The organism is Lewinella sp. 4G2 (assembly GCF_001625015.1).
In the GTDB taxonomy this organism is placed as follows: Bacteria; Bacteroidota; Bacteroidia; order Chitinophagales; family Saprospiraceae; genus Neolewinella.
The window spans coordinates 288,947-314,790 of sequence record NZ_LVWJ02000014.1 but is presented as its reverse complement, the minus strand read 5'-3'; the positions used below and the strand labels follow the sequence as shown (position 1 = coordinate 314,790).

Below are 25,844 nucleotides of genomic sequence, written 5' to 3'. Positions count from 1 at the left end.
GTTGGGCACAAATTTTATTCCAAAGACCTCGTAAGCACCTATTTCTGTTACCTCAATTGTCCTATCATCTGGAAAGGTGGTTTCACCAGTAGACCATTCATATTGGTCGAATCCTGGGCCAGGGTCTAAAATAATTGTCTCCCCCCCAAAACATTGGGTAAAGACTGGCATAAGGACTAATTCACGACCATCATCACAACTTTGCCCCAAAACTACCCCACTTCCCAAAATTATCAGACCAAGCAAAAGCCCTAGCCGCCCAAAGTTAAAAGCATTCATGATTCGATATTTTCGAGGATATAAAATGATAGGCATTAAAATGCCGCACCTGGCGCAACGCCAAGTGAAAACAGGTGAGTAATTTTGCTGTGTTCGTGGAAGGAAATGGCGAGACTTATCTCGCCAGCTAAAGCAATAAATTCAAACTTATCGGATCACCGCATTGAGCGGGATACGGTAGTTTTCCCGAGATTTTCGTAGTCGGTCACCATGAGTACGTTGGTGAATTTCTCGTCCATGTAGTCCTTTTCCATGCGCTCAAGTTCGCGGTCGATCCCCTTGATGGTCGCCCAAACGTCGGTCATCAGGTCAACGAGTAGTTTAATGTCCGCTATTCCGATGCCGTGGGCTTTTTCCCCCGTGAGTTCGTTGATCTTCTGTACCACGTTCTGTTCGTAGTCCGCCATGGCTAGGTTCAGGTCGTTGGTGACCTGGCGGGCGTATTCCTCGCTACCTTCCTTAGTCGTCAGCCGCTTTCGTTCGCGCTTGTCTAACATCTTATTGCGGATGTCAATGAGTACGGCATCGAACTCCTCGCAGGCGACGCGGTAGTTGTACCGAATGATGTCTACGTCCGCCGGCTTAAATTCGCTTTCTCGAGCCTTAAATTCGTAAGCGATTTGTTCTACTTTACGCTTATTGTTTCTGTATGCTTTGATGAAGGGCTGTTTCATCAATTCATCGATGGCGGCTTGCGCTTTCTTTTCTCTACGCGACTGCGCACTGGCGTCCGAAATATTAAAGGCGAAGGCTAAAAAGAGTAGGATTACAATTCTATTCATGACTGGAGTGTGTTGTTTTGACCGTGTCAAATATACCCTGCCACATAAGCGTGCACAAATAACTGGGGTTGCTCCAAACTTCGCTTGCGGCACGCTCAGAAAGTACTTTAGCCAGTGCAATACGACCATTAAATGAAGTATTCATCTTCGAAGTACGGACCTGCATTAGTTTCCGAAATAGTGAAATGATATAGCCATAAATGTCTGACATAAAGGTATATTCAAATAATTATAAATAACCATATGTATTTTGCCAGCCGCTCAGTTGCCGTAGCGCAGGCGCTGCCGCAGGTGCTAAAAAATAGGAAGCGCAAAGAGTGGCAAGGAGCAAAATAGACAGCCCGGGTATACCTTAAAATTACGCTCTAGAGCGTACGGGAAATTTTTGGCAATGGTGGCATAATCGCCTTAATTGCACTTTGTGGCGGCTCGATCTTTAAGCACCCGGTCGCCCGTTGAACCCCCAAATTCCCATGCGCAACCACTACCGCCCCCGCCGTAAGGACCGTCCCCAGCCCAAAAGCACTAAACTCAAGTCCTTTCTGGATCAACTGCAGGACAAATCCTGGAACCTGGAGTTGCTCGTGAGCGGAATCATCGTGCTGCTGTTATTGCAAGCCTATAACCCATTGCGCGATTGGCTCTTTGAAATCGAAACCTTACGCTACGCCGATAACCTGACCGTAATCGCCTTGCGCTTACTAGCGAATGGGCTCTTCTACGCCTACGTTGTGCTCGTCATCATCTTCATCGCTCACCTGGCCCTGCGGGGCTTTTGGATCGGGGCCATCGGCTTGCGCTCCGTCAGCGGTGGCTACGAATTGGGTGCGCTACGGTATAAGAAACGATACGCCTCGTACTTAGCGCGCCGCCTCCGGCCGTTCGACCGCTACGTGGATACATTGGAGAAGCTATCGAGCCTGACCTTTGCGCTGGCCTTTCTGATCTTTCTCTCCATCATCAGTCTGGTGCTTTTCTGTACCGTATTCGTTGCGGGGTTCCTCACATTCGCTTACGTGATTTTCCTATTTGCGGGAAGTGTATCTGCCCTGGTAAAGCCCTTGGGTTGGTTGGGAATCGTTCTGATTGCGCTCTACTTCGTTGGCGGGGCACTGTACTTTATTGATTTCCTGAGCTTTGGAGCCCTCAAACGCAGCCGGCTTCTCGGGAAGCTGTACTGGCCCATCTACCGGTTCTTTGGTTGGGTTACACTCGCCAACTTCTACCGGCCAATCTACTATAACGTCGCGGACGATCCCTTCAGCCGCCGGATCATCAAGAGATACCTACTGGCATTGGCCGTGATCGCGGTCCTCACCCGCCCGTTCGCCCTTACTCCCTACCACTGGTTCCCCGGTTACCAGGGTTTCGGGGGTAGTGACGTTGCGGTCCCCGAACTGGTAAAGCATAAGGACATCACCGGAGTGTACCTCGACGAAGCGGCCAACCCGCGAGAAGTGGAGTTAGGTGCCCCCTCCCTCGCCAGCCGCTTTGCGCGGGAGGATTACCTCGAACTTTTCATCCCCTACCGGCGGCACTACACGGATCACCTTCGGCAAAAGCAGCGCTACGATAAGCGGGAATACTGGTACAATGGCAATATCATTCTGCGGCCCGAAAAAGACGAGTTCGACCTCGGTGAAAAGGCCATCATCACTTACCGGAAGGATACTAAAGTCTTCCTGGACGGTCGAGAACTACCGAGTAACGATCTGTATTTCTACCACCACCCCTTTCGCCACCAACCGGGGCTGGTCCTGCAAATCCCCACGTTCGCGCTCGCACGGGGGCGCCATTTAATCAGGGTGGAGCAACAGGCCCTGCACCGCGAGATGGGCAATGATTTTAAATCCGGTAAGGTGGTAACCGACACGCTGGGTGTTCTCAGTTTTTACCGGTGAGTTCGTTCCCTCACCACACGATTGCCTGCCGCTCCTGAACCCTTCATGACGCACCCGCAGCAGCGCCCAGCTTTTTTGAAGCCTGCCTGGCCATGGAAATAGTCCATTTTGCCCAAATAGAAATAAGCAATCCCCCCCAAAACCACCCATCAGGGTAGCGCACCCCACCCCCACCAGCGGCGAAGTTTGCAGAACGTCACCAACCGCTCGTAATCATGCGCCTTTCTACCCTGATCTTCCTTTTGTTGCTCGTTCTTTCGCTCTGCACCAGCGCCAGCGCCCAAACCATCATCAATTGTGGCGATGGATTCTTTGACCCGGGTGGCGCAAACGGGAATTACCCCGACGACGCCTTCGAAACCTACCAGATCTGCCCCACCGTGAACGGTGAGGTGGCCTCCGTCAGCTTCCCCTTCCTGGAACTGGAATTTTGCTGCGACGCCGTGACCGTATATAATGGTATTGGGACGACCGATTTCATCGACAGCCCAACCAGCCCGGGCAACCTGTATACCTCTACGGCGGCGGACGGCTGCCTGACGGTAACCTTTGAAAGCGACGGCTCAGTCACCGAAGCCGGGTTCGAAGCGACCACCCGTTGCGACCCGCCCGCTACCTGCCCGGCACCCCAAAACGTAGGCGCTACCGAAACCACCAGCACCTCCCTGACCTTCGATTGGAACGGCAACGAAATTGGGTACGACGTGTGGCTCGTCCCCGCCGGCGACCCCTTGCCCGCGGCGCCCACTTTCGAGGACGTACTCTCTCCTTACACCTTCAGCGGCTTATCGGAGGATACCGCCTACGACTTTTACGTCCGGGCGGACTGCGACGGCAACGCCGGCAACGACGAAAGCCTGACGGTAGGGCCGGTAACGGTCATGACGCTGGGCCCGCCCCCGGCCAACGACGAGTGCGCCAACGCCATCGCCCTGCCGCTGGAACCGCTGGGTGACTTCTGTGATTTTGACACGGAATACTTCGACGCAACGGGTACGGCCAGTAACCCCACGGCGGCAGTTTGCTCCGACCCAACCGTGACCGACCTCTGGTACACTTTCGTGCCCGCCACCACTTCGGTACTGATTTCCATCGTGGACAACGACCCCTCTGGCGAAGGCGGCGGCCGGCTGTTCGAGGTATTCTCAGGTGACTGCAATAGCCTAACCAGTGTTGGCTGCTCCGAGCGGCCAACGAATCTCACGCCGGGCGCTACCTATTATCTGCGCGTCCTTGGCAGTTTCGGATTTGAACAGGGGAATGGGTACTCTATCTGTATCCAAGACCAGGTCGCACCACCTGACAATGATGATTGCGCGGACGCGGTACCTCTACCGGTCAGCGCTGCGACGACCTGCGGAAACCCCACGGCGGCGACTACTCAGGGGGCAAATCAGTCGCTGCCGGCCAATTGCGGAGGGGAGCCCGATGACGACGTCTGGTTCTCCTTTACCGCCACCGGCCCGAATCATTTGCTGTACCTCACCGAGGTGGAGAACGTCAGCGGCACCTTCGGGCGTGACCTCCAGTATGAAGTATTTTCCGGCGCCTGTGGCACCCTCACTTCCGTCGTTTGCAGTCGGTTCTCCTCCTTCAATGACCCACCGGCCACGCTGACGGGGCTCACTGCGGGGACGGACTACCTACTCAGGATTTACACCGCGCGCTCCCCCGCTCAGGTCAATTTCAATATCTGCCTCGCCTCGCCACCGGCTAACGATGAGTGCGCCGGGGCCTTCACCGTGCCGGTCAACTCTACCGTCGATTGCGACCAGTTTTTGGGGGCTTCCACTCTCGGGTCCACGGTATCCGGCGGGACTTGTGGCATCGCGACTAACAACGGAGATGTCTGGTACACATTCACCGCCACGGCGGAAAAACACCTGATCCGGGCCTTCAATCTGGCCGAAGCCAACGGTGGGACGAGGGCCGACCTTTACTACGAGCTCTCCGACGGTGGCTGCGACCCGGCCAACCTGAACGTCCTGGCCTGCGGGCCACTGACCAGCACCTTCGTGGTCGAAGCGCCCGATCTCACGGTGGGCGAGGAATACCATATCCGTATCTGGACGCGCCGCCCTTCCACCATCGTCAATTTTGATCTCTGCGTAGGTACGCCGCCGCCCAACGATGAATGCACTGGCGCCTTCGTGGCTCCGGTGAATCCCAATTTATCCAATACGCTGACCATCGGTGGCACTTCTTTCGGGGCGACCAGATCCTTCGACATTCAATCGAGCGAAACCGGGTGTAGCCGGGTGGCCAATGATGACGACGTGTGGTACCGCTTCACGGCCATTGCCGAAGAGCACCGCGTATCCTTGCTTAATCTTACGGCGGTGTCATTCGCCGGTTTTTCTGACGATACGAACGCCATCATCCGCCTCTACCCCGGCGGCCAGAGTTGCGCGAGCGGAGATGAACTTGACTGTGGTTTCCCCCGGTCCGACACCGACGAGGTGCTCTTCAGTAACCTGACGGTAGGGGAGGAGTACTTCATCAGCGTGCAGTCGCAAAACGGGAATAATCAGATCACGTTCGACCTCAGCATCAAGACCGAGCCATTGCTGTTGCCCGTTGAGCTAACCTCCTTCACGGGGGCGGCCACCGCGAAGGCCAACGTCCTGCAGTGGGTCGTCGCCAGCGAGGAAAACTTCAGCCACTACGCCGTGGAGCGTTCTCCGAATGGCTTCTCCAATTGGTCCGAACTGGGAAAGGTTATGGGCGCTGCCGCGGGTGCGGTGCAAAGGGAACGGGACTACTCCTTCCGCGATGAATCCCCCCTGAACGAAGGATTTTACCGCCTTCGCAGTATCGATCTCGACGGAAGCGATGCGGTGAGTAAAGTAGTATCGATCAACAGGGTAGGGGGCGGAAACCTGAGCGTGTACCCCAATCCGGCTCGGGACAATTTCCGCGTAGATTTCCCCGGTGCCCCGGCCGGGTTGATCGCCCGGCTGTACGATGGGTCGGGTAGGCTGGTCCGGGCCCAACCGTTGGAAGCGGACTGGTCGGGCTATCCGGCCGGCCTATATTATTTAGCTGTCCGTCACGGTGGAGAGGAGTACGTGGAACGGGTGGTGATTCGCTAGGTGTTGACCTTATACTATAGAATGGCCCTGGTTGGAACTCTCGAGCGTGATCTGGCATCATTGGTTCTCCTTCGGTCAGTCACCCTTGCAAACCAGTGCGATATTCTGGGTTCCGCGCGGGCAAAAAATCAGGTTCCGATTTTCGGACTGCTTTGCAAGCATTTTGTTAGCAAGGCCTGGTTCATCCCTTACCTTTAGGGGGTGAAAGCCCCCCTGCCAGCGAATGAACGGGAGCGCTTACTGTCCCTGAACAGTTACGCCCTCCTCGATAGTCTGCCGAACGATGAATACGACGACCTCGTCACCATCGCGGCGGAGATCTGCGGTACGCCCATTTCACTGATCAGCCTGGTGGACGACGACCGGCAGTGGTTCAAAGCCAATTACGGCCTGGGGGGCGTCACGGAAACTTCGCGGGACGTGGCCTTTTGCGCCCACAACATCCTCGATCCGGATAATGTCCTGATTGTTCCGGATGCACGTAAGGATGAGCGATTTGCGGATAACAGCCTCGTCACCGGAAGCCCGAACATTGCCTTCTACGCGGGGATGCCCCTGGTTACGGAGAATGGTTTTGCGCTGGGTAGCCTTTGCGTTATTGATACCGTACCCCGCGAGCTGACGGAAGTCCAGCTCAAAGCCCTGCGCGCGCTAGGCCGCCAGGTAACCAAACTTTTCGAGCTCCGGCTGGCCCGCCGCCGTAGTGAGGATACCATCGCGCAGATGACGCTCCTGAGAAAGCGAATGCTGGATTTTAACCACGTCATTGCCCACGATCTGAAGGCCCCCATTCGGAACATTCGCCAACTGGTGGAAATCGTGGTGGAAGACTACCGGGATTTGCTTCCCGCGGATGGTATCCAACTTTTGGATATGCTGACCAGTGCTTCCCTGGATGCGAACCGTCTTATTCAGGGCGTCCTGAAGTATAGCACGAGCCTTCACCAGATTGGTGCTCAGCGCGACGAGATCAATCTGGCTGAATTGATTGCCAACTTCGGTACCATGTTCAAGGGGGAGACACCCTACCGGCTTGAGTACGTTGGCCCGGCTCAGGTCATCAACGCACCCTTGATCGCGCTGCGCCAGATCCTCCAGAACCTGGTGGGGAATGCCATTAAATTTTGCGACAAGGAGGAAGCTGTAATCACGATCGGCTGTGAGTTGGCGGGTAGATTCTACCGCTTTTCGGTGCAGGATAATGGACCTGGAATCCCCCCGGCGCAGCGGGAAGCCATCTTTAGTCTGTTCTATACCACGGCTATTGAGGAGGACGGACAGACGAACAGCCACGGGGTGGGTCTGAGCATCGTAAGTGAACTCGTCAAGGCGCTGGGAGGGGAGCTCGCGGTGGAGAGTGAGGAAGGCGTGGGCAGTTTGTTTCGGTTTACGGTGGCAATTTGAGACTGCAATTGTCCTTAGCAAGGGTTTTGTTTCTCCATCGTAGTTGACTTAGATGCTCAGCTTATCTAGAATATGTTAGGTTCCAAGCGTCGATAAATTATAGGGGTAGGGGCAATAAATTTTTTTAAAAATTTTGCAGACAGTACGTTAGTTTATTCTTGTAAGCTGCTGAAAATGGGGGATGAACGTATTTGGTAAAGCTTCCTACGTATCTTAGCTCCCATAGTTGTATATATTTGATGAGTTTCCAAGGGTCCATCCTTTGGGGGCCCGTATAATCTCTCATGATCTTGCCTTTAGCGGCCGCTGATTTAGCGACGAATTTTCAGTTTACTTGCTGACCTCATCTTTTTTCAACCTGCCACTGGCGATTGAAAGGATTTGGAAACCGCTTAAGGGGAGTCTTAATCGTTTCTCATGTTAACGACCTTTCCCAATTCACGCGTTCTAACACTTTTTAAAACTTGTTTGGCAGTTTCGCTGCTGTTGCTTTCCACGGTCGTCTCCGCACAGCGAGTGCCCGGTACGAACGACACCGACAGGGATAACAACTTCGCCCAGTTCTACGTCTGGTTCAACGACTTTGAAGGAGGTGTCTGGTCGGGCTCCACAGAATGGCCTTTCTCCGGCAACATTGCCACTGGAGCGAATACGGGCGTTGTGACCGGGGTGATTCCCACGGGTATTATTTTTGGTGAAAACACCCCTCCGGCACCTCAAGTCATTAATGAGGGATTAGGGTTTTACGATCAGTCCGCTCTCGAAGAAGGTCTGTTTTGGGGTCAGCGCTCCCCCGCTAATCGATCTTTTGCCGGCGTTAGCCTGCAGAACTCTACGCTAACCATGGATGAGGTGGGAGGCCTACAATACTTCACCAACCTAAAGGTGCGCTTCGACGCGGGCGCTACCGGTGATCTGATTGGTGGCGTTCACAACGGCCCGGATAGCGACGATGAACTGGAAGTCGAGGTGATCATCAACGGTGCAAGCGCTGGTGGACTGGTGCTTCCCGGCATTGGAACCAACAGCCAGTGGCCGATTGACGGTATTCAGGGTAATGGTCGCCTTTCCTACAACGTGCTTGATGGTACGTTCGTGGTGGAAAATGCAACTACGGGCACCGATAATCTCGGTGGCGCACTTAGGCCTCAAAGAGTATTCCCCGGTGGTGGCTTTCAGCGCTACGGTTACTGGAACAACGAACTGGAGATTCCGGCTAGCTACAATACTTCCACCATCCAGCTGCGGTTCACCTCCACGGCGGATGCCAACGAGTACTTCTACGTGGATGCCATCGGCGTACAGGGTGACTGTAAAGAATGGGATATAACTAAGATCGAACCAGCACCCGTATGTCTCGGCGACGGTGGTATCACCGCGAATATCGGATTTGCTCAAACCAACGGAGAACCCTATCCTGCCGGAACCTACCGACTGGACTATGATTTCTTTGGCGTCAACAGCTTACTTAATCAGATCGTCGACGTCACGCTCGATGGCACCCAGACCGAAAAGGAAGTATTCTTCCCGGGGGCGATCAACAACAACGCTACGGGCGCGCCTGGAAGTACTAATTCACTCAATATTGTGAGCGTCGAAATTGTAGTCCCAGGTCTCAACCTCAACTGCCGTCGCTTCGTCAATACGCAACAGCTTGCTCCCATCGTGCAGACTCCGGTGATCGACGTAGTAGACGCCGATTGCAATTCTACGCTGACCGTAACAAATTTTGCGGGCACCGAAGTGGATTGGACGGGGCCAAATGGAGAAATGGTTACCGGAAACCCCATCGATGTTTCATCGCCCGGAACATGGCAGGCCGTTGTAGGGGGCTGTACCGCAAACCCAGGCATGGCTGAAGCTACCCCGGTTGTCATCCCGGTAATTGCTGGTGTAGTCGGTAGCGGAAATGCCTATACCGTTAATATAAGTGATACCTATGGTGACGGTTGGGGAACCACCGGTGAAGTAAGAATAGAAACTACCGCTGGAATGGTCGTAGGCAGCTACCGCGTGGATGCCTCTGCCGGCGCGGGAGAGATCCTCTCGTTTGTCGCCAACCTCGCTGCGGGAGACTACAACGTAGTCTATGATTTCGGAAATGACAGTTACCCCGGAGAAACAACCTTTCAGTTGTTAGATCCGGACGGCAATGAGGTAGCAGCTTGGGGTGAAGGGGACGCTGATAACTTTTCCAGCAATCCCTTTATTTATGCCACATTTTCGGTATCCGCGGCAGAGCCACTCTGCGTAGGAGATCCACTTGAACTCACCGAATCGGGTGGTGCCGCCACATCATGGATGTGGTCAGGGCCGAACGGCTTTACCTCCACCGAGCAAAACCCAACCGTAACCGGAGGCGCACTTCCCACGGCTCCCGGCACCTACACTTACACAGTTGTTGCTGCCAACGCAACCTGCAGCGTAATGAGTAGCGTGGACGTCGAGCTGGCCGACTGCGGAGGCGTGTGTATGTTCACTGTAACCGACACCACCATCATCAACCCGATCTGTAGTGATGGGACAGGTAGCGTATCCCTTTCATTCAGCTCGCTCAATCCTCCCTACACCTTCAGCGTCGATGGAGTCGATCAGGGCCCCGCAACATCTCCCCTGCAAGTAAATGACCTTGCCGTCGGTAGCCACACGATCGTGATTACGGATGCGTCAAGTACTACCTGTACCCAGACCATTGACGTTGACATCACCACTACCGGCTCCGCCTTCCAGTGTGGAGACAACGACATGGATGGTATTCTGAACTACGTGGACATTGATATTGACGGTGACGGCATTACTAACGCTGACGAAGGTGCCTGCGCCGACCTGCGTGGAATGATCTTCACCGAAGACTTTAATGACCCCAGTGCGGTAGACGGTACGTTACTGATGGAGCCTACATCCACTCTGCCAGCTCCCGGTGCGGCTGAGCTACCCGGTTCTGGTTATGCCGAGTTCCGCGTAGGAAGCGCCGGCCGGCCCTTTACGCTCTACTCCTTCGACGTAGACGGCCTGGTTGTCGGCGAAGAGTACAAAGTCTCCTTCTGGATCTGGAAGAACTCCCGTAGTAGCGCGGATGTAAATCTTTTCCTCGACGGCGTACAGGAGCAGGCCAATAATATTGGCTTCGGAACGGACAATACCTGGTTGAGAACGGAAAATACCTTTACCGCCACCAGCACCTCAACTACCGTTTCACTAGTTGCGCCTACCAACTTCCCCGTCCTATTTATTGACGACATCATTTTCGCTACAGCTTGCGAATCGCAGGACTCCGATATGGATGATATTGCTGACTTCCTCGAATTGGACTCCGATGATGATGGCTGTTCCGACGCCTTTGAAGCAGGCCACGGTGGAGTCTCTTTGTCTTCTGAAACCATGGTCGCCGGCGACGTGGGGACCAACGGCTTAGTAAATAGCCTGGAAACATCAGACGATTCCGGTGTCATTAACTACACCCTCATGCAGAACTTCACCGTAAATGGTGACTGTGTTGAGATCTCCTGTAACGGAATCGATGATGATGGTGACGGCACCGTGGATGAAACCACCGGAGCATCCGTAGACACCGACATGGACGGCGTCGATGACATCTGTGATGAGGATTTAGACAATGATGGTATTCCGAATAGTGTGGAGTGTTCCGGCCTGGTGAATATCGCTACGGCTGGCACCGCCACGCAGAGTTCCGATCTAAACTCAATCTATACCGCTGATCTAGCGATTGATGGCATCACCGATAATGCTTTCAACTTCCAACACACCAGTAATCCTTTCCCACACGAATGGTGGCAAGTAGACTTAGGCGCTACTTCCAAGCTTAACCAGATTGTAATTTTCAATCGTGTTACTTGTTGTAAGGCACGCCTATCCAATGCATTTGTCTTTGTAAGTGATGTGCCGTTTAATGCAGCTAATGGCAACAGTCTAGTAATCGGTCAAGCCTCGGCTTCCTTCCAATTCCAGATTGGTAATGCGGATGGTGTATCCCAAATCCCCATTGATCTCCCCGAAGGGACTGCTGGGCGGTACGTACAAATTCAGCTCTCCGCCGGAACCGGCAGAGATGCCATCGATGATGGCTTCCTAAATATGGCTGAAGTACAGGTATTCGCTTGTCCCGATACGGATATGGACGGCCTCGCTGACCAGGTCGACCTTGATTCAGACGGCGACGGGTGTTCGGATGCCGAAGAAGCACAACATGGCCAACCCGTCGACGGCGATGGCCGTGTGACCGGCCCAGTCGGTGATAATGGTCTCCTGGACGCGCTCGAAACCTCCCCCGAAAGCGGCATAATTAACTACGCACCGAACGCCGATTACCTGGACGATACTGCTTTTGACGTCTGTGGCTGCCCCACCGACATCACCAGCGTAGGCCTCGACGGCTGTAGCGAAGAAGTGCTCACCGCTACCGGCACGCCCACGGGCGGTGTGTGGACCATCGCCTCCACCATCGGTTCCTCAATCAACCCCAGTACCGGTGAACTCACTTTGGGTATCAACACCACCGGGGCGGACATTACCGAAACCATTACTTACACCGCTGGTGGCTGTGCTGATATGGAGGACATCATCGTCCACGCCGCAGTAATTGCTACGGCATCCAATAATGGCCCCGCCTGTGAAGGTGAGGATATCGCCCTCATGGCATCCGGAGGTACTTCCTACGCCTGGTCTGGCCCCGGCGGCTACACCAGCACGGATCAAAATCCAACGCTTACTGCAACAATGGTCGCTATGTCCGGCACCTACACCGTAACGGTTACGGATACAGACAATTGTACCGCTACCGCTACCACGGATGTAGTGGTCAACGAAGGACTTACGCTCACCGCCATCGGCAGTTCTCCGGACTGTGCCGGCGGCATGAACGGAAGCTACACCGTTACCGTAACCGGCGGCACCGGCCCATTCTCCTACGATGATGGTACGGCCACGGGCGCTAACCAACCCGCCAACTTTACCGTTGCCAACCAGTCCGCAGGTTCGGGCACGGTCACGGTTACGGACGCAAATGGTTGTACCGGCATGGCCAGCTTCACTATTCTGGACCCCGCCCCCGCTACGGTCGTAGCCATCGTCTCCGACCCAGTGTGTGCGGATGACCTAGGGGCCGCCAGCCTGACGGTAGAAAACCTGACCGCTCCAATTAGCTACACCTACAGTGGTGCAGCAACGGGCAGTGGTACGGGTACCTCCATTGCGGATCTCGCTGCGGGCACCTACTCCATCGAGGTGACCGGAGCCAATGGCTGTACGGCATCAACTTCCGCTACCGTTTCGGCACCAACCGCAGTAACCCTCTCTACCGAGAATGTCGACCCCGCCTGTAATGGGGAAACAACCGGTAGCATCGCGCTTAGCCTGTCTTCGGGTACGATTGCTAGCTACTCCTTCACACAGGATGGTGGCGCGGCGGTCAACGGCACCGGCTCTACCATCACTGGTGTTGGCGCTGGCACGTTCGAGATCACTACCACTGATCAGGACGGCTGTACCGCTACGACAACGACTACCTTAACTGAAGCGGACGCGCTCGTTCTTACCCCGACTAGCACTGACGCATCAGCGGTTGGTGCGACGGACGGTAGCTACTCCATCAGCATTGCGGGTGGTACCAGCCCCTACGATTACGACGACGGCACCAATTCGGGTACCGGCGTAACCACGATCTCCGAAACTGGTCTTGCCGCCGGCTCCTACAACGTTACCGTCACCGACGCTAACGGTTGTGAAGAAACGGCCATGATCACCATCGCTGACCCCAGCTGTAACCTGAGCGCCGCTGGTGTCGCTACTCCTCCAACCTGTAACGGTGGCACGGACGGTAGCATTGAAATCACCCCCGCCGACGAAACTGGCATGATCAGTTATACTTACACGGGCGCTGCCGCAGGTGCCGGGTCAGGAACAAGCATCCCGGACCTTGCTGCGGGATCGTACTCCATTGAAGTGACGGACGAAGCAGGATGTACGGCAACCGTAGCGGTCATCGTTCCGGCAACGCCAGCCATCACGGCCACCGCCACGCCTACGGACCCAGCCTGTAACGGTGAAGCTACCGGCTCTATCGCCCTGACGGCTAGCTCTGGCACCGTAGCCAGCTACACCTACACCGGAACGGCCACCGGCTCCGGCACGGGCGCTACCATTATGGACCTCGCCGCCGGTACCTACGACGTAGTTATCACCGACGGTGACGGCTGTGAGGCAACGGCAGCCGGTATTGAACTTATGGACCCCGCTGCAGTCACGAGTGACGCTGGAGTGGACCAATCCGTTTGTGGCCTCGAAGCCGATCTGGAAGCCGCCACAGTCATGGTCGGCTCGGGCGTTTGGTCCCAAACCGCCGGCCCGGGTACTTCTACTTTCGGCGACAATACCTCTAATACTACCAACGTAATCGCCTCCGAAGAGGGTACCTACGAGTACACCTGGACCGTCACGGAAGGCACCTGTACCCCCGCCACGAGCACGGTATCCATCACCTTTGAAGAGGAGCCGATTGCGGATGCAGGCACCGACCAAACTGAGGACGACGAAGTATGTGGACTGGTAACTACGCTGGGCGCTACTGGCGCAGTCAGCTCCGGTATTTGGTCCCAGGCTAGTGGCCCCGGTGCAGTATCCTTCTCGAATGTTGAAGACCCCGCCGCGGAAGCTACGGCTACGGTTGCCGGCTCTTACGAACTGGTATGGTCAGTCTTCGGCGTCAATTGCCCCACGGCAGCTGATACCGTAGTTGTTGACTTCACGGTCTGTGACGCGGATGGCGACATGGTGCTAAACGATATGGACGTCGATGACGACAATGACGGCATCCTCGATGCGGATGAAGGTGACGGAAACCTCGACACCGATGGTGACGGAATCCCTGACTCCGAAGACGGCGATAGCGACAACGATGGTATTACTGATGCCGCGGAAGCCTACACTGGTTCCGCCTTCGGTGACCAAACCAACAGCGGCACCCTCGCTAATGGCGACGGCACTTCCCTCGCCGTTAACCCCGATGGCTCGCTCGCCATTACCTACGGCACCCCGGTTGATACCGACCTGGATGGCGTCCCTAACCACTTAGACCTTGACTCCGACGCCGACGGCCTCCCCGACACTTTTGAGGGCAACTTCGAAGTCGTCGACGGTGACAACGATGGTCTGGTAGGTATCGGCATCGCGCCGGATGAAGACATGGACGGTATCGCCGATACCAATGATCCCGACTTCGCCGGTAACGTGCTGGGTAGCTTCGGCTTCCTCCAGGATCGCGATATGGACGGTATCCTCAACCACCTGGATATTGACATCGATAACGATGGTATCGTAGATAACATTGAGGGTCAGCCTACCTTCGGCTACCTCCCACCCCTTGGTTCGGATGCTAACGGTAACGGTCTCGATGACCAGTACGACGTTTCTGTAGGTGGTACGGCAATTGGCTACACCAACTCCGATGGTGGTAGCGCCCCCGACTACGCGGATAGCAACTCCGACACCGAGGATGGTACGGGCGTTGATCCCTTCGATATCGAAGAGAACCACGTGCCCAACGGCGCTACGGAACCCGTGACGGCTGATGGTCTTCTTGACATTAGCGGCGGCTTCGACGATGCTGACGGTGATGGACTTGCCGATATCTTCGACCTGGAAGCAGGTGGATTCGGCGCGGGAACTCAATCTAACAACAACGCCACCAACGGTCAGACCCCATTCGACCAGCCCGGTACGCCCGGCGGCGAACGCGACTGGCGTGACTCCGGTGACAACGACAACGATGGCATCGCCGATGCTGTCGATACCGATGATGACAATGACGGTATCCCTGACCTGGTCGAAGACCCAACGGGCTCCAACGTGGATACCGACGGTGACGGTAGCCCCGACACGCGTGACCTCGATTCCGACGGTGACGGCATCCCCGACGTAACGGAAGCCGGTGGTGATGACCCCGACGGCGACGGTATTCCCGGAACGACCGTAGTGGGTACGCCAACTGCAGTAGACCCCGCCAACCCTGGTGTCACTGAAGGCGCTCCTCTCGATGGAGGTGCTCCCGTAGTACTCACTCCAATTGACACCGACGGCGACGATATCCCCGATTACCTTGACCTCGACTCCGATAACGACGGTATCACTGATGCCATCGAAGGTGGCGGTACGGATGAGAACGGCGATGGTGTACAGGGCCCCGGTATCGAAAATGATTCCGATTCAGACGGTCTGGCCGACAGCGTTGACCCCATCGACAATACCGATTTCTCTGCCGATAGTGGTACTCCACTTGAGATTCCGAACTCCGACGACGATGCTAACCCCAACTACCTCGACCTGGATAGTGATGATGACGGCATCTTCGACGTTATTGAAGCTGGTGTAGACGATGGCGATGGCAACGGTCTCGTTGACTCGGGTACGGGCAACTCCGTACCGGATAGCGACCTTGATGGTCTCGCGGACATCGTTGACCCCATCGACGATCTGGCCGCTACGGCGGGCACGGGTACGCCCGCTACATTGCCTAACAGCGATGACGATGAATTCCCCAACTACATCGACATCGATAGCGATGATGATGGAATCTTGGACAACCTCGAAGCACAACTCACCGATGCCGCACCACTCATCGTAGCCGTAGGCGCTGATGATGATATGGACGGTATTGATAATGCATTCGACTCCGGCGCCCCCGAATGGGGTGGTGCTCCTGGTCTCGATCCGGTAGATACGGATGAGGCTGATGATCCGGATACTCCGGACTACGTCGACACGGACACCGACGGAGACGGCATCGATGATATTGACGAAAATGGCCTCGGTACCCCAACCGGTATGGACGCCAACATGGATGGCCTCGACGACGGCTTCCCCACGACCCAGACCTTCGCTGATCTCTCCAACGATGCCCTCCCAGGAACACCCGAAGTGGACTTCCGTGAAGCGGGCGTCGATACGGACGGCGACGGTATCATTGACGACCTGGACGAATGCCCCAACTCTCTACCGGGAGCTACGGTAAACGCTACGGGTTGTACGGATGAAGACATGGACGGTTTCTTCCCCGATGCCGACATGGCCTCCGCTACTTTCGATCCCGACGATATGGAAGCTTGTATTCCAGATCCATCGGCCGGTACTTGTGTACCCGTTGATGACGATGGTGACGGCTACTTCGCTAATTACCCCACCACCGATCCGCTCTACGACCCTGAGGATGATATGCCCTGTATCCCCGATGATACCGTAGCCGCCTGTGATACGGATGGTGACGGTGTATCCGACGGTGACGACGTGTGTCCATTCACGTTGGCAGGCGCGACCGTAAACGCTACGGGTTGTACGGATGAAGACATGGATGGTTTCTTCCCCGACATTGCACCTGCGTCAGCGCAGTATGATCCGGATGATATGATGCCCTGTGTACCGGATGCCTCAGTTGCGGTTTGTGATACGGATGGTGATGGCGTCCCGGATGCGATGGATTCTTGTCCGACTAGTGCAGCCGGCGCGGTAGTAAATGCTGCGGGTTGTACGGACGAAGACGGTGACGGTTACTTCCCCGATCTTGATCCAAGCCTCGCCGCTTTTGACCCCGATGATCAGGAAGCTTGTATCCCTGAGCCTTCGGAACTACTATGTGTACCAGTAGATGCGGATGGTGATGGATATTTCGCCAACTACCCAATGGACGACCCACTGTTCGACCCGGACGACACCATGGTGTGTATCCCCGACAATACGGTTGCTCTTTGTGATACGGACGGTGACGGTGTTGCCGACGGCAATGACCTGTGTAGCGGTACAATGGCCGGTCTGATGGTCAACGCAGATGGCTGCCCCGATGAAGATGCTGATGGTTTCTTCCCACTCGACGACGATACGGCAGCCGACTACGACCCCGATGACGCAATGCCTTGTATCCCCGATGATACCGTAGCCGCCTGTGATACGGATGGTGACGGTGTTCCGGACGGTGAGGACCTCTGTCCTACTTCCGTAGCTGGTGCCACCGTTAATGTTAACGGTTGTACGGACTTCGACGGTGACGGCTTCTTCCCCGATGCGCCAATGGGCCCAGCGTTTGACCCCGATGACGCCATGGTTTGTATCCCAGATAACACCATTGCCCTCTGTGATTCGGATGGTGACGGCGTTGCCGATGGCAATGACCTCTGCCCGAATTCACCAGCAGGTGCCGCACTCGCCATGGGCTTCGACCCACTGACCGGTTGTATCGATGCCGATGGTGATGGATTCTTCCCCGACGGACCACCAGCCACTTTCGACCCCGAGGACAACAACGGTTGTGTGCCAAATCCGGCCTCCGCAGCCTGTACGCCAATTGACCTCGACGGTGATGGCTTCTTCGCTAACGTACCTACTGACGATCCGACTTACGACCCCGACGATATGGATGGTTGTAACCCCGATAATAGCAGCGCAGCCTGTGATACGGACGGTGACGGTGTAGCTGATGCCGATGATGCCTGTCCGTTCTCCGCGGTTGGTGCTACGGTGAACGCTTCCGGTTGTACGGATGATGATATGGACGGCTTCTTCCCCGATGCCGACCCAGCCATGGCCAACTACGACCCCGAAGACGACAATATCTGTGTACCCGACGGTACCGATACGGACGGCGACGGATTCTGTGACCTTGAGGAAACGGTTGAACTTGCTAGTAACGAAATGGACCCCTGCGATCCTGACCCAAGGGCCGCCGCTTGTGATTCGGATGGTGACGGTGTAGCTGATGGCCTCGATAGCTGTCCGAACTCCGCCCCCGGAGCAATCGTGAATGCGGCTGGTTGTACGGATGCTGATAGCGACGGCTTCTTCCCGGATGCCCTAGTTGGTACCCCTGAGTTCGATCCAGAAGACGATAACCCCTGTGTACCTGAAGTAACCGTACTCTGTATTGGAGTGGATGACGATGGTGATGGATACTTCGCGAACTACCCGGCTACCGATCCCCTGAGCGATCCGGACGATGCCGATCCCTGTAACCCCGACCCATCGGTAGGTAACTGTGATACGGATATGGACGGCGTTGCCGATGCGATCGATCAGTGTCCCTTTACCCCTGCTGGAAACCAAGTAGATGCTAACGGCTGTTCTGATGCCGATAGTGACGGCTTCTTCCCCGGTGTCGCGCCTACCATGGCTACCTACGATCCGGATGACGCCAACGGTTGTATTCCCGATGCGACCAGCGCAGCTTGTGACTCCGATCAGGATGGTATTGCTGACGTAGACGATAGCTGCCCCAACTCCGTACCCGGTGCATCAGTAAATGCTGCTGGCTGTACGGATGAGGACATGGACGGTTACTTCCCCGACATCGCCACCACGAGCCCCGTCTTTGACCCCAATGACATGGAGGCTTGTATTCCTGTCCCCGCTTCTGCGAATTGTACGCCAATTGATGAGGATGGCGACGGTTTCTTCGCCAACTACCCAATGGGTGACCCACAGGGTGATCCAGATGACTTAGACCCCTGTAACCCCGATCCAACTTCCGCAGCCTGTGACGGTGACGGTGATGGTGTTGCGGACGAAGATGACCTTTGTCCGAACTCACTGGCGGGTGCCATGGTAAATGCTTCAGGTTGTACGGATGATGACGGTGATGGCTTCTTCCCCGATGTAGATCCTACCGATGAACTCTTTGACCCTGCAGATGATCAAGCCTGTACGCCGGATCTGAACCAGGGTGCTCCGGACGACGATTGTGACGAAGACGGAAACCCAACGGCTACCGACCCGAACCCAGATAAGCCCGTAGCGGCCAACGATACGATTTCGGGATCCGCCGGTAACCCGATCGTATTTGCGATCGTCGATAACGATGACTTCCTGCCGAGCAGCGACCTCTCGTTGAATACTTCCGAAGGCAGCACCGCCATGGGAATGGTAGCCTTCGATCCCGTTGCCGGTACGCTTGAGTACACGCCGACTGCGGATGAGGCCGGTACTACGGTAGAGTTGAACTACGAAGTGTGTTTCGTACCGACGAATGCCTGTGCAGTTGCCATCGTCAACATCACCGTAGCCAACTGCCCAAGTCCAGTCGATACGGATGGAGATGGACTGACCGATTGTGAGGAAACGACTGGTGTCGATGATCCCTCTACCCTGGCGGTTCCAAATGGCATTACGCTGGAGGATGACGCCTGTGACCCCGACCCACTCGCCGTACCAACGGGTGATTGTGATGGAGACGGTAACCCGAACTCCACCGACCCCAACGTAACCGAAGCTGTCGCTGAAAACGATACTACGGACGTGCTGACTGGCCAGCCGGCGGTAATTGACATTGTCGCTAACGATGATTACCTCGCTGGTCCGGACATCTCACTGTTCTTCACCGGAGGCACCGCCAACGGTGAGATCACCTTCGACTCCCTCGCGGGTACGCTGACTTACGTTGCGGCCGACGATGAGTTCGACACGGAAGTAGAGATCGGTTACCAGGTCTGTAACCTGCTGACGGCTGTCTGTGCTGACGCTACCGTCATCGCAAACGTTGGATTCGGTTGCCCGAATACGCTCGATACTGATATGGATGGCCTCAGCGATTGTGAGGAAACTACCGGTGTCGATGATCCGGGTACGCCCGCCGTACCGAACGGAACATCCGATGAGATGAACCCCTGTGATCCAGACCCAACCAATGGTGCTTGTGACCAGGACGGTGACGGAACGTTTGCTGACGTTGACCCCAACGATAACGATCCTTGTGACCCAATCCCGACGTTGGCTAGCTGCCCTGATAACACGCTGGCAGCCGAGGCAACGAGTACCGACGTAACGGCTAACGGGGCCAACGATGGTACCATTACGTTGGCGATCATGAATGGCACTGGTCCTTTCACGGTTGGTTACACCGACCCGGACGGAATCATTATTGCACTCGATATGCTGACGCCTGATGCTGATGGTAACATCATCCTGACGGATCTTGCTCCGGGTATCTACACCGAAATCTCGGTAACGGATAGCAGCGACCCACAGCAGGCAGTACCAGTAGCTGACCAGACCATCGGCGAGCCTACCTCACCCTTTACGGCGACCGTCACGTCTACGGATGTAACTATGGCGGACGCGAACGATGGTACGATCACCATCGCTACCATGAACGGTGTAGGCCCCTACACCGTATCGTTCACCACCCCCGAGGGTGTGGACAGTATAGTGGCGGATGTCGTTGCCGACACAGATGGTAACCTACTCCTCACGGATCTCGCTCCGGGTGATTACACTAATACCATCGTAACGGATAGTTCAATTCCTGGCCAAACGGTAGAACTCGGTACGGTTACCATCGGCGATGTCGGTGCTCCGCCAGTCCTGACCTGCCCCGCTGATACTACGGTTCTCTGTAGCGAATCACTGGTGCCGATCAACCCCGAAGACCTACAAGTTGAGTCTGAGTGTGGCGTTGTCTCCATTGACATCGCCGACCCGGTATTCACTGCTGGCGATCCACTTGGTATCTACATGATCGACTATACGGTTACGGATAGCTGTGGCCAGGTGGTTACGTGTACGCGTACCGTTACGCAGATCGACAGCACACCGCCCATCCTGATCGCGGAGGATACTTCCTTCCTATTCCTGGATGAGAATGGCATGGCCACCCTGATGCTGGAAGATATCGACTACACGACCTCCGATAATTGTGGACCAGTAGAAGTAGAACTGCTCGAAAACAATCCTGACGGACTGACGACGGGTACAATTACGAGCCAATCTTTCGACGGCTCTGGCTTCACGACCAGTGCCCTGATGATGGTTGACATAGACTTCAGCTGCCAAGACCTCGAAAGTGGTGGTACGCTGGTTTACCTGGAGGCAACTGACCTTTCGTTCAATACGGTGGTTGACTCCGTACTGGTGATCGTACAGGATACCTTCAATCCGGTATTCACCCTTACCGCCGATCAGATTGATCTTGGCTTTGGCAACACGGCCAGCCTCAACATCGAGGTAGAGCAGGTAGCCAGCGACAATTGTGGCACGCCGACGGTTGATCTCGAAGTAGTTGAGCCCGGTGCCGGTGGCCCCGGTACGGTAGACGTCATTGCTACGGCAACAGACGCTAGCGGCAACACTACGGTACTCGTATTCACCCTGCCCGAGTTCTTCGCGCCGAGTGATCTCGCCTGTATCAGCCGAATCAACGTGACGCTGGACGATGACTGTTCCGCCACCGTTGTACCAAGTATGGTACTCCGTGGAGACTTTGGAACGGCAGAAGACGAAGACTTCGTCATCGTCGTAATGGACTCCGACACCACTAATGGTGCTGTCATTGATGGCTGCGGAACCTTTGACTACAAAGTCATGCTGGCTGACGGCTCAAACGTCAGTCCGTTCGACGGCTGTTGGGGCACGTTGACCGCCGAGGACAAAACGCCTCCGGTACTCGTTGAGACGCCCGACAACATCACCGAAGGTCTCCTGTGCGCTGACGTAGATGCCAACAACGTGAACGAACTCGGACCGGACGTAAGCAAATGCTTCCGCGTCGACGCTGCCGGACAGATCATCGACGGTAGTATCGACCCACAACTGCTGGCGGTACTCAGCCCCGCGCCGTTTGACAACACCGACGCCGACGTGGCCATGATCCCGGTCTTCACCGACAACTGTGCTTCCGAGATCGAAGTGTGTGTCTCCGATATCGTCACCCACCCCGCCGACGGCTGTGGCCAGACGGTCATCGAGCGCTTCTTCCGCGCCAACGAAGCCGACGGCTGCGCTCCGCTCAACGCCGACGAGCAGACTGGCGACGACGAACTCGTGACCAGCTTCACGATCGCCTTCGACCGCCCGACGCTCGATAGCCTCGATGCGATGAGCATCGAGCCCGTCGTCGAGATCGAAGCCTGTGGCAATATGGATTCCCCGCTGGAGTTCGTCCCCGAAGAGGACGACTACCCCGTACTCACGCTCGGTGAGCGGACCTTCTCCCTCGGCTCGGCCGATGCGATGTGTTCGATGATCGCCGTGACGTACGAGAACTCGCCCAACCCCATCCAGACTTGCCCCAACACGGTCAAGTTCCAGCGCACCTACACGGTCGTTGACTGGTGTAACCCGACGGACGTACGCACCTTCAGCCAGTTCGTCAAAGTGGGCGATACGACCGGACCGGACTTCTCCGGCCCGAGCATGACCATCGACGGCGAGGGTAACCTCGACGATGAACTGACCTACCGCACCAACGTGGGGGGAGAGTGTGCTGCCTTCGTCCGCCTCGACGGACCGGGCGTAGCTGCGCTCGACGCCTGTGACGGCAGTGCCGTTCAGCTGATGGTAGCCATCTACCCCGAGGGTGATCTCACGCAGGCTCCGTTCGGTGCCTACCCGGTTGAACTGACCAACGGCGCGCCGGAGCTATCCGATGCCCTGCCGCTGGGTGACTACGCATTTGTCTACACGGCTACCGACGCGTGTGGTAACCAGACGGTGACCACCGTACCGTTCACGGTGGTGGACGGCAGCGGACCGGCCGCCTTCTGTGAGAACGGCCTCAACGTAAGCCTCTCCCGCCCCGGCGGCACGGCCACGCTGACGCCGGCCCAGTTCGACAAAGGCTCGCAGGACGACTGTTCGACGAACCTGACCTACGGCATCGCCTTCGCTCCGACGATGGACATGCCTACGGAGTTCTTCGACGAGGTGACCTTCACGTGTGACGACCTCGGCGTCCAGTTCGTAACCCTCGAGGTAACGGACGAGGCCGGCAACTCCAACACCTGTTGGGGTGAGGTCCTCGTGGAACTCAAAGCCAACGACGTACCGACCTGTATCGCGCCGAGCGCGGTGACGCTGACCTGCTCCGAGTTCGGTGCGGCCATCCCGGGCGGTAACCTGGAGGAAGCGACGAGCGCTGAGCTGGACGCGGCCTTCGGCACGCCGGGCATTGTCTCGACGTGTGAGTCCGAGGTGACGAGCACCTTCGTGGTCAACAACCTCAACGAGTGTGGCATCGGTACGGCCGTTCGGTCCTACGTAGCCACGGACGCGCAGGGCGGCGTGAGCGGCGACAACTGTACGCAGCTCATCACGATCGTGGGTGTCTACGACTACCAGATCACGCTGCCGGGCGACGCCACGACGTTCGACTGTATGGACGAGTTCGAAGCCGAGGAGCTGAGCATCACCGGTGGTGCCTGCGACGCACCCGTTGTCTCGAGCGTCACGGAAGAAGTGTTCAACACTGCCGGTGAGGAGTGCTACCAGATCGTGACGACCTACACCATCATCAACACGTGTGAGTACGACCCCGCGCTTGGCGGCACGACGCTCATCACGCGCGACGGTCTGGACGTGGACGACGAGTCGGTCTTCTACCTCAACGTAGTGAGCGGTAACGCGGCAACGACGGCTGATGACCTGGCCTTCACGAGCGGCAGCGCCAACGCGCAGTTCACGCCGAACGATGACGACGACAACGAACTGACGGGCTACGCGACGAGCGCGGGCCGCGGATCGTTCACCTACGTACAGACGATCAACGTCTTCGACCGGACTTCACCGGTGGTCGACGTAGCCGCACCGACGGCCTGTATCCCCGGTTGTACGGCGGACGTCAGCCTGCCGTTCACGGCCACTGACGGTTGTTTGGCTCCCCGCATCCAGCTGGAGCTCGATCCGAACTTCACGGGTACGTTCGAAGCGGCCACGGTGGACGGCGTAGTGATTACGCTGGACGCTACGGACGCCGACAATGGCAACTACGTGATCAACGCCACGGGTGTACCGGCCGGCGACCACGCCATCCGGATCACGGCCATCGACGGTTGCGGCAACGCCACTCCGGTGATCGTACCATTGAGCGTATGTGGCGACGTAGCTCCGGTACCGCTGTGTATCCAGACGCTGGTAGCCACGCTGCAGATGAACGACGAAGGCACGATGGCCATGGCCGAAGTGTGGGCGACGGACTTCCTGACGAACTCCCCGCTGGTGGACTGCTTCGGCGACGAAGTGACGAGCTACGGTATCGTCCGGGCCGGTGGCGGCGCCGAACTGGCCGCGGAACAGACGGGCCTGAAGGTCTTCTGTAGCGACGCCGGTGAGTTTGTCTCGGTGGACGTGTACGCGTTCAGCGACAACCTCGACGCCAGTGAAGTGGCGCCGGCTTCGTGCCAGGTGCTCATCCAGGTGGACGAGGGCGACAACGTAGACTGCGGAACGGGTGGCAACCTGGTAGCGGGTACGATCCTGACGCAGGACGCCGCGCCGGTAAGCGACGTTGAAGTGACCCTGACGGGTGGCGACGACATGGACGTGATGCGGGCTACGGACGCCGACGGTGCCTTTGCCTTTGCGGAAGTACCGACGGGCATGGACTACACGGTCACGCCGGCGCACGCCGTGGCGATCGACCTGCAGTCGGTGAAAGTATCCGACGTGGTGCGCATCTCGCGCATGATCCTGGGTATTGCACCGTTCGACAACGCGTACGACTACGTGGCGGCGGACGTAACGCAGGACGGTCTGATCAACGTACTGGACATGGTGGCCATCCAACGGGTGATCCTGGGTCTGGACGACATGTACCGTACGGGTGAGAGCTGGCGCTTCGTTAACGCGGACTTCGCGATGACGGCGGACACGTGGATGAACACCTTCCCCGAGGTGTACAACGTGAACGACCTGGCGGCGAACATCCTGGACGCGGACTTCGTAGCCGTGGAGATGGGTAACGTGCTGAACGCTGAAGGGCGGACGAGCCTGAACCTGGAGACGGAAGACGCGCAGTTGGAGAGCGGGCAGACGCACGAGCTGACGTTCACGAACGCAGATCTGTACGGCTTCCAGGGCACGCTCGATCTCGGCCGCGACCTGGAGCTACTGGACGTAAGCGTCACGGGCCAGGGTGGACTGAACCTGAACTACGAGACGGAAGGCCTGATTGGCTTTGCGGTGCGTACGCAGGGGGAGATCACGCTGACGGTGCGCGCGGTGAACGCGGTGCGGTTGTCCGAAGCGATCGAGTTGACGGACGACCTGGTGTACCAGGAAGGGGTTGACGAGTACGGTACGCCGGGCCAGTTGGGTCTGTCGTTCGTCCGTACCTCGGCACCTGCGTCAGCGCAGCAAAATGCGTTGTACCAGAACACGCCTAACCCAGTAGCTACGGAAACGACGGTCAACTTCGACTTGGCAGAAGCTGGCGAGGCTGTACTGACCGTGCAGGACGTTGCCGGGCGAGTGATTACAACTCGCACCATTGATGGTGTTGCCGGATCGAATCAGATCAAGCTTACTCGCGCTGAGCTCGGTACGGGTGGCGTTTATACCTACACACTGACGAAGGGAGACTTCGCTCAGTCGTTGAAAATGGTTGTTGCCGGGAATTAAGA

5 protein-coding genes are annotated in these 25,844 nt (G+C 56.6%); 4 read left to right on the top strand and 1 reads right to left on the bottom strand.

Features of this window, described 5'->3' with window-relative positions; translation table 11 throughout:
• Positions 1–434: 434 nt before the first annotated feature.
• Complete coding sequence (locus A3850_RS03000) at positions 435–1,061, bottom strand: hypothetical protein (protein WP_068214061.1); 627 nt, start codon at positions 1,059–1,061, stop codon at positions 435–437.
• 473 nt (positions 1,062–1,534) lie between these two features.
• Between A3850_RS03000 and A3850_RS02995 the strand changes: the two genes are divergently transcribed.
• The 4 genes from A3850_RS02995 (at position 1,535) to A3850_RS02980 (ending at position 25,842) form a co-directional block, all read left to right on the top strand.
• Positions 1,535–2,962, top strand: a complete 1,428-nt coding sequence (locus A3850_RS02995) for a hypothetical protein (protein WP_157500850.1) — start codon at positions 1,535–1,537, stop codon at positions 2,960–2,962.
• A 215-nt stretch (positions 2,963–3,177) separates the two neighbouring features.
• Entirely contained in the window at positions 3,178–6,054 is a 2,877-nt protein-coding gene (locus tag A3850_RS02990) for a fibronectin type III domain-containing protein (RefSeq protein ID WP_068214058.1), read from the top strand.
• A gap of 201 nt (positions 6,055–6,255) precedes the next feature.
• Positions 6,256–7,458 (top strand): ATP-binding protein, encoded by a 1,203-nt coding sequence (locus tag A3850_RS02985; RefSeq protein WP_068214057.1) that lies wholly within the window; start codon positions 6,256–6,258, stop codon positions 7,456–7,458.
• A gap of 468 nt (positions 7,459–7,926) precedes the next feature.
• A complete protein-coding gene (locus tag A3850_RS02980; RefSeq protein ID WP_197493974.1) occupies positions 7,927–25,842 on the top strand; it encodes a discoidin domain-containing protein in 17,916 nt (5,971 codons plus the stop codon).
• Positions 25,843–25,844: the final 2 nt, after the last annotated feature.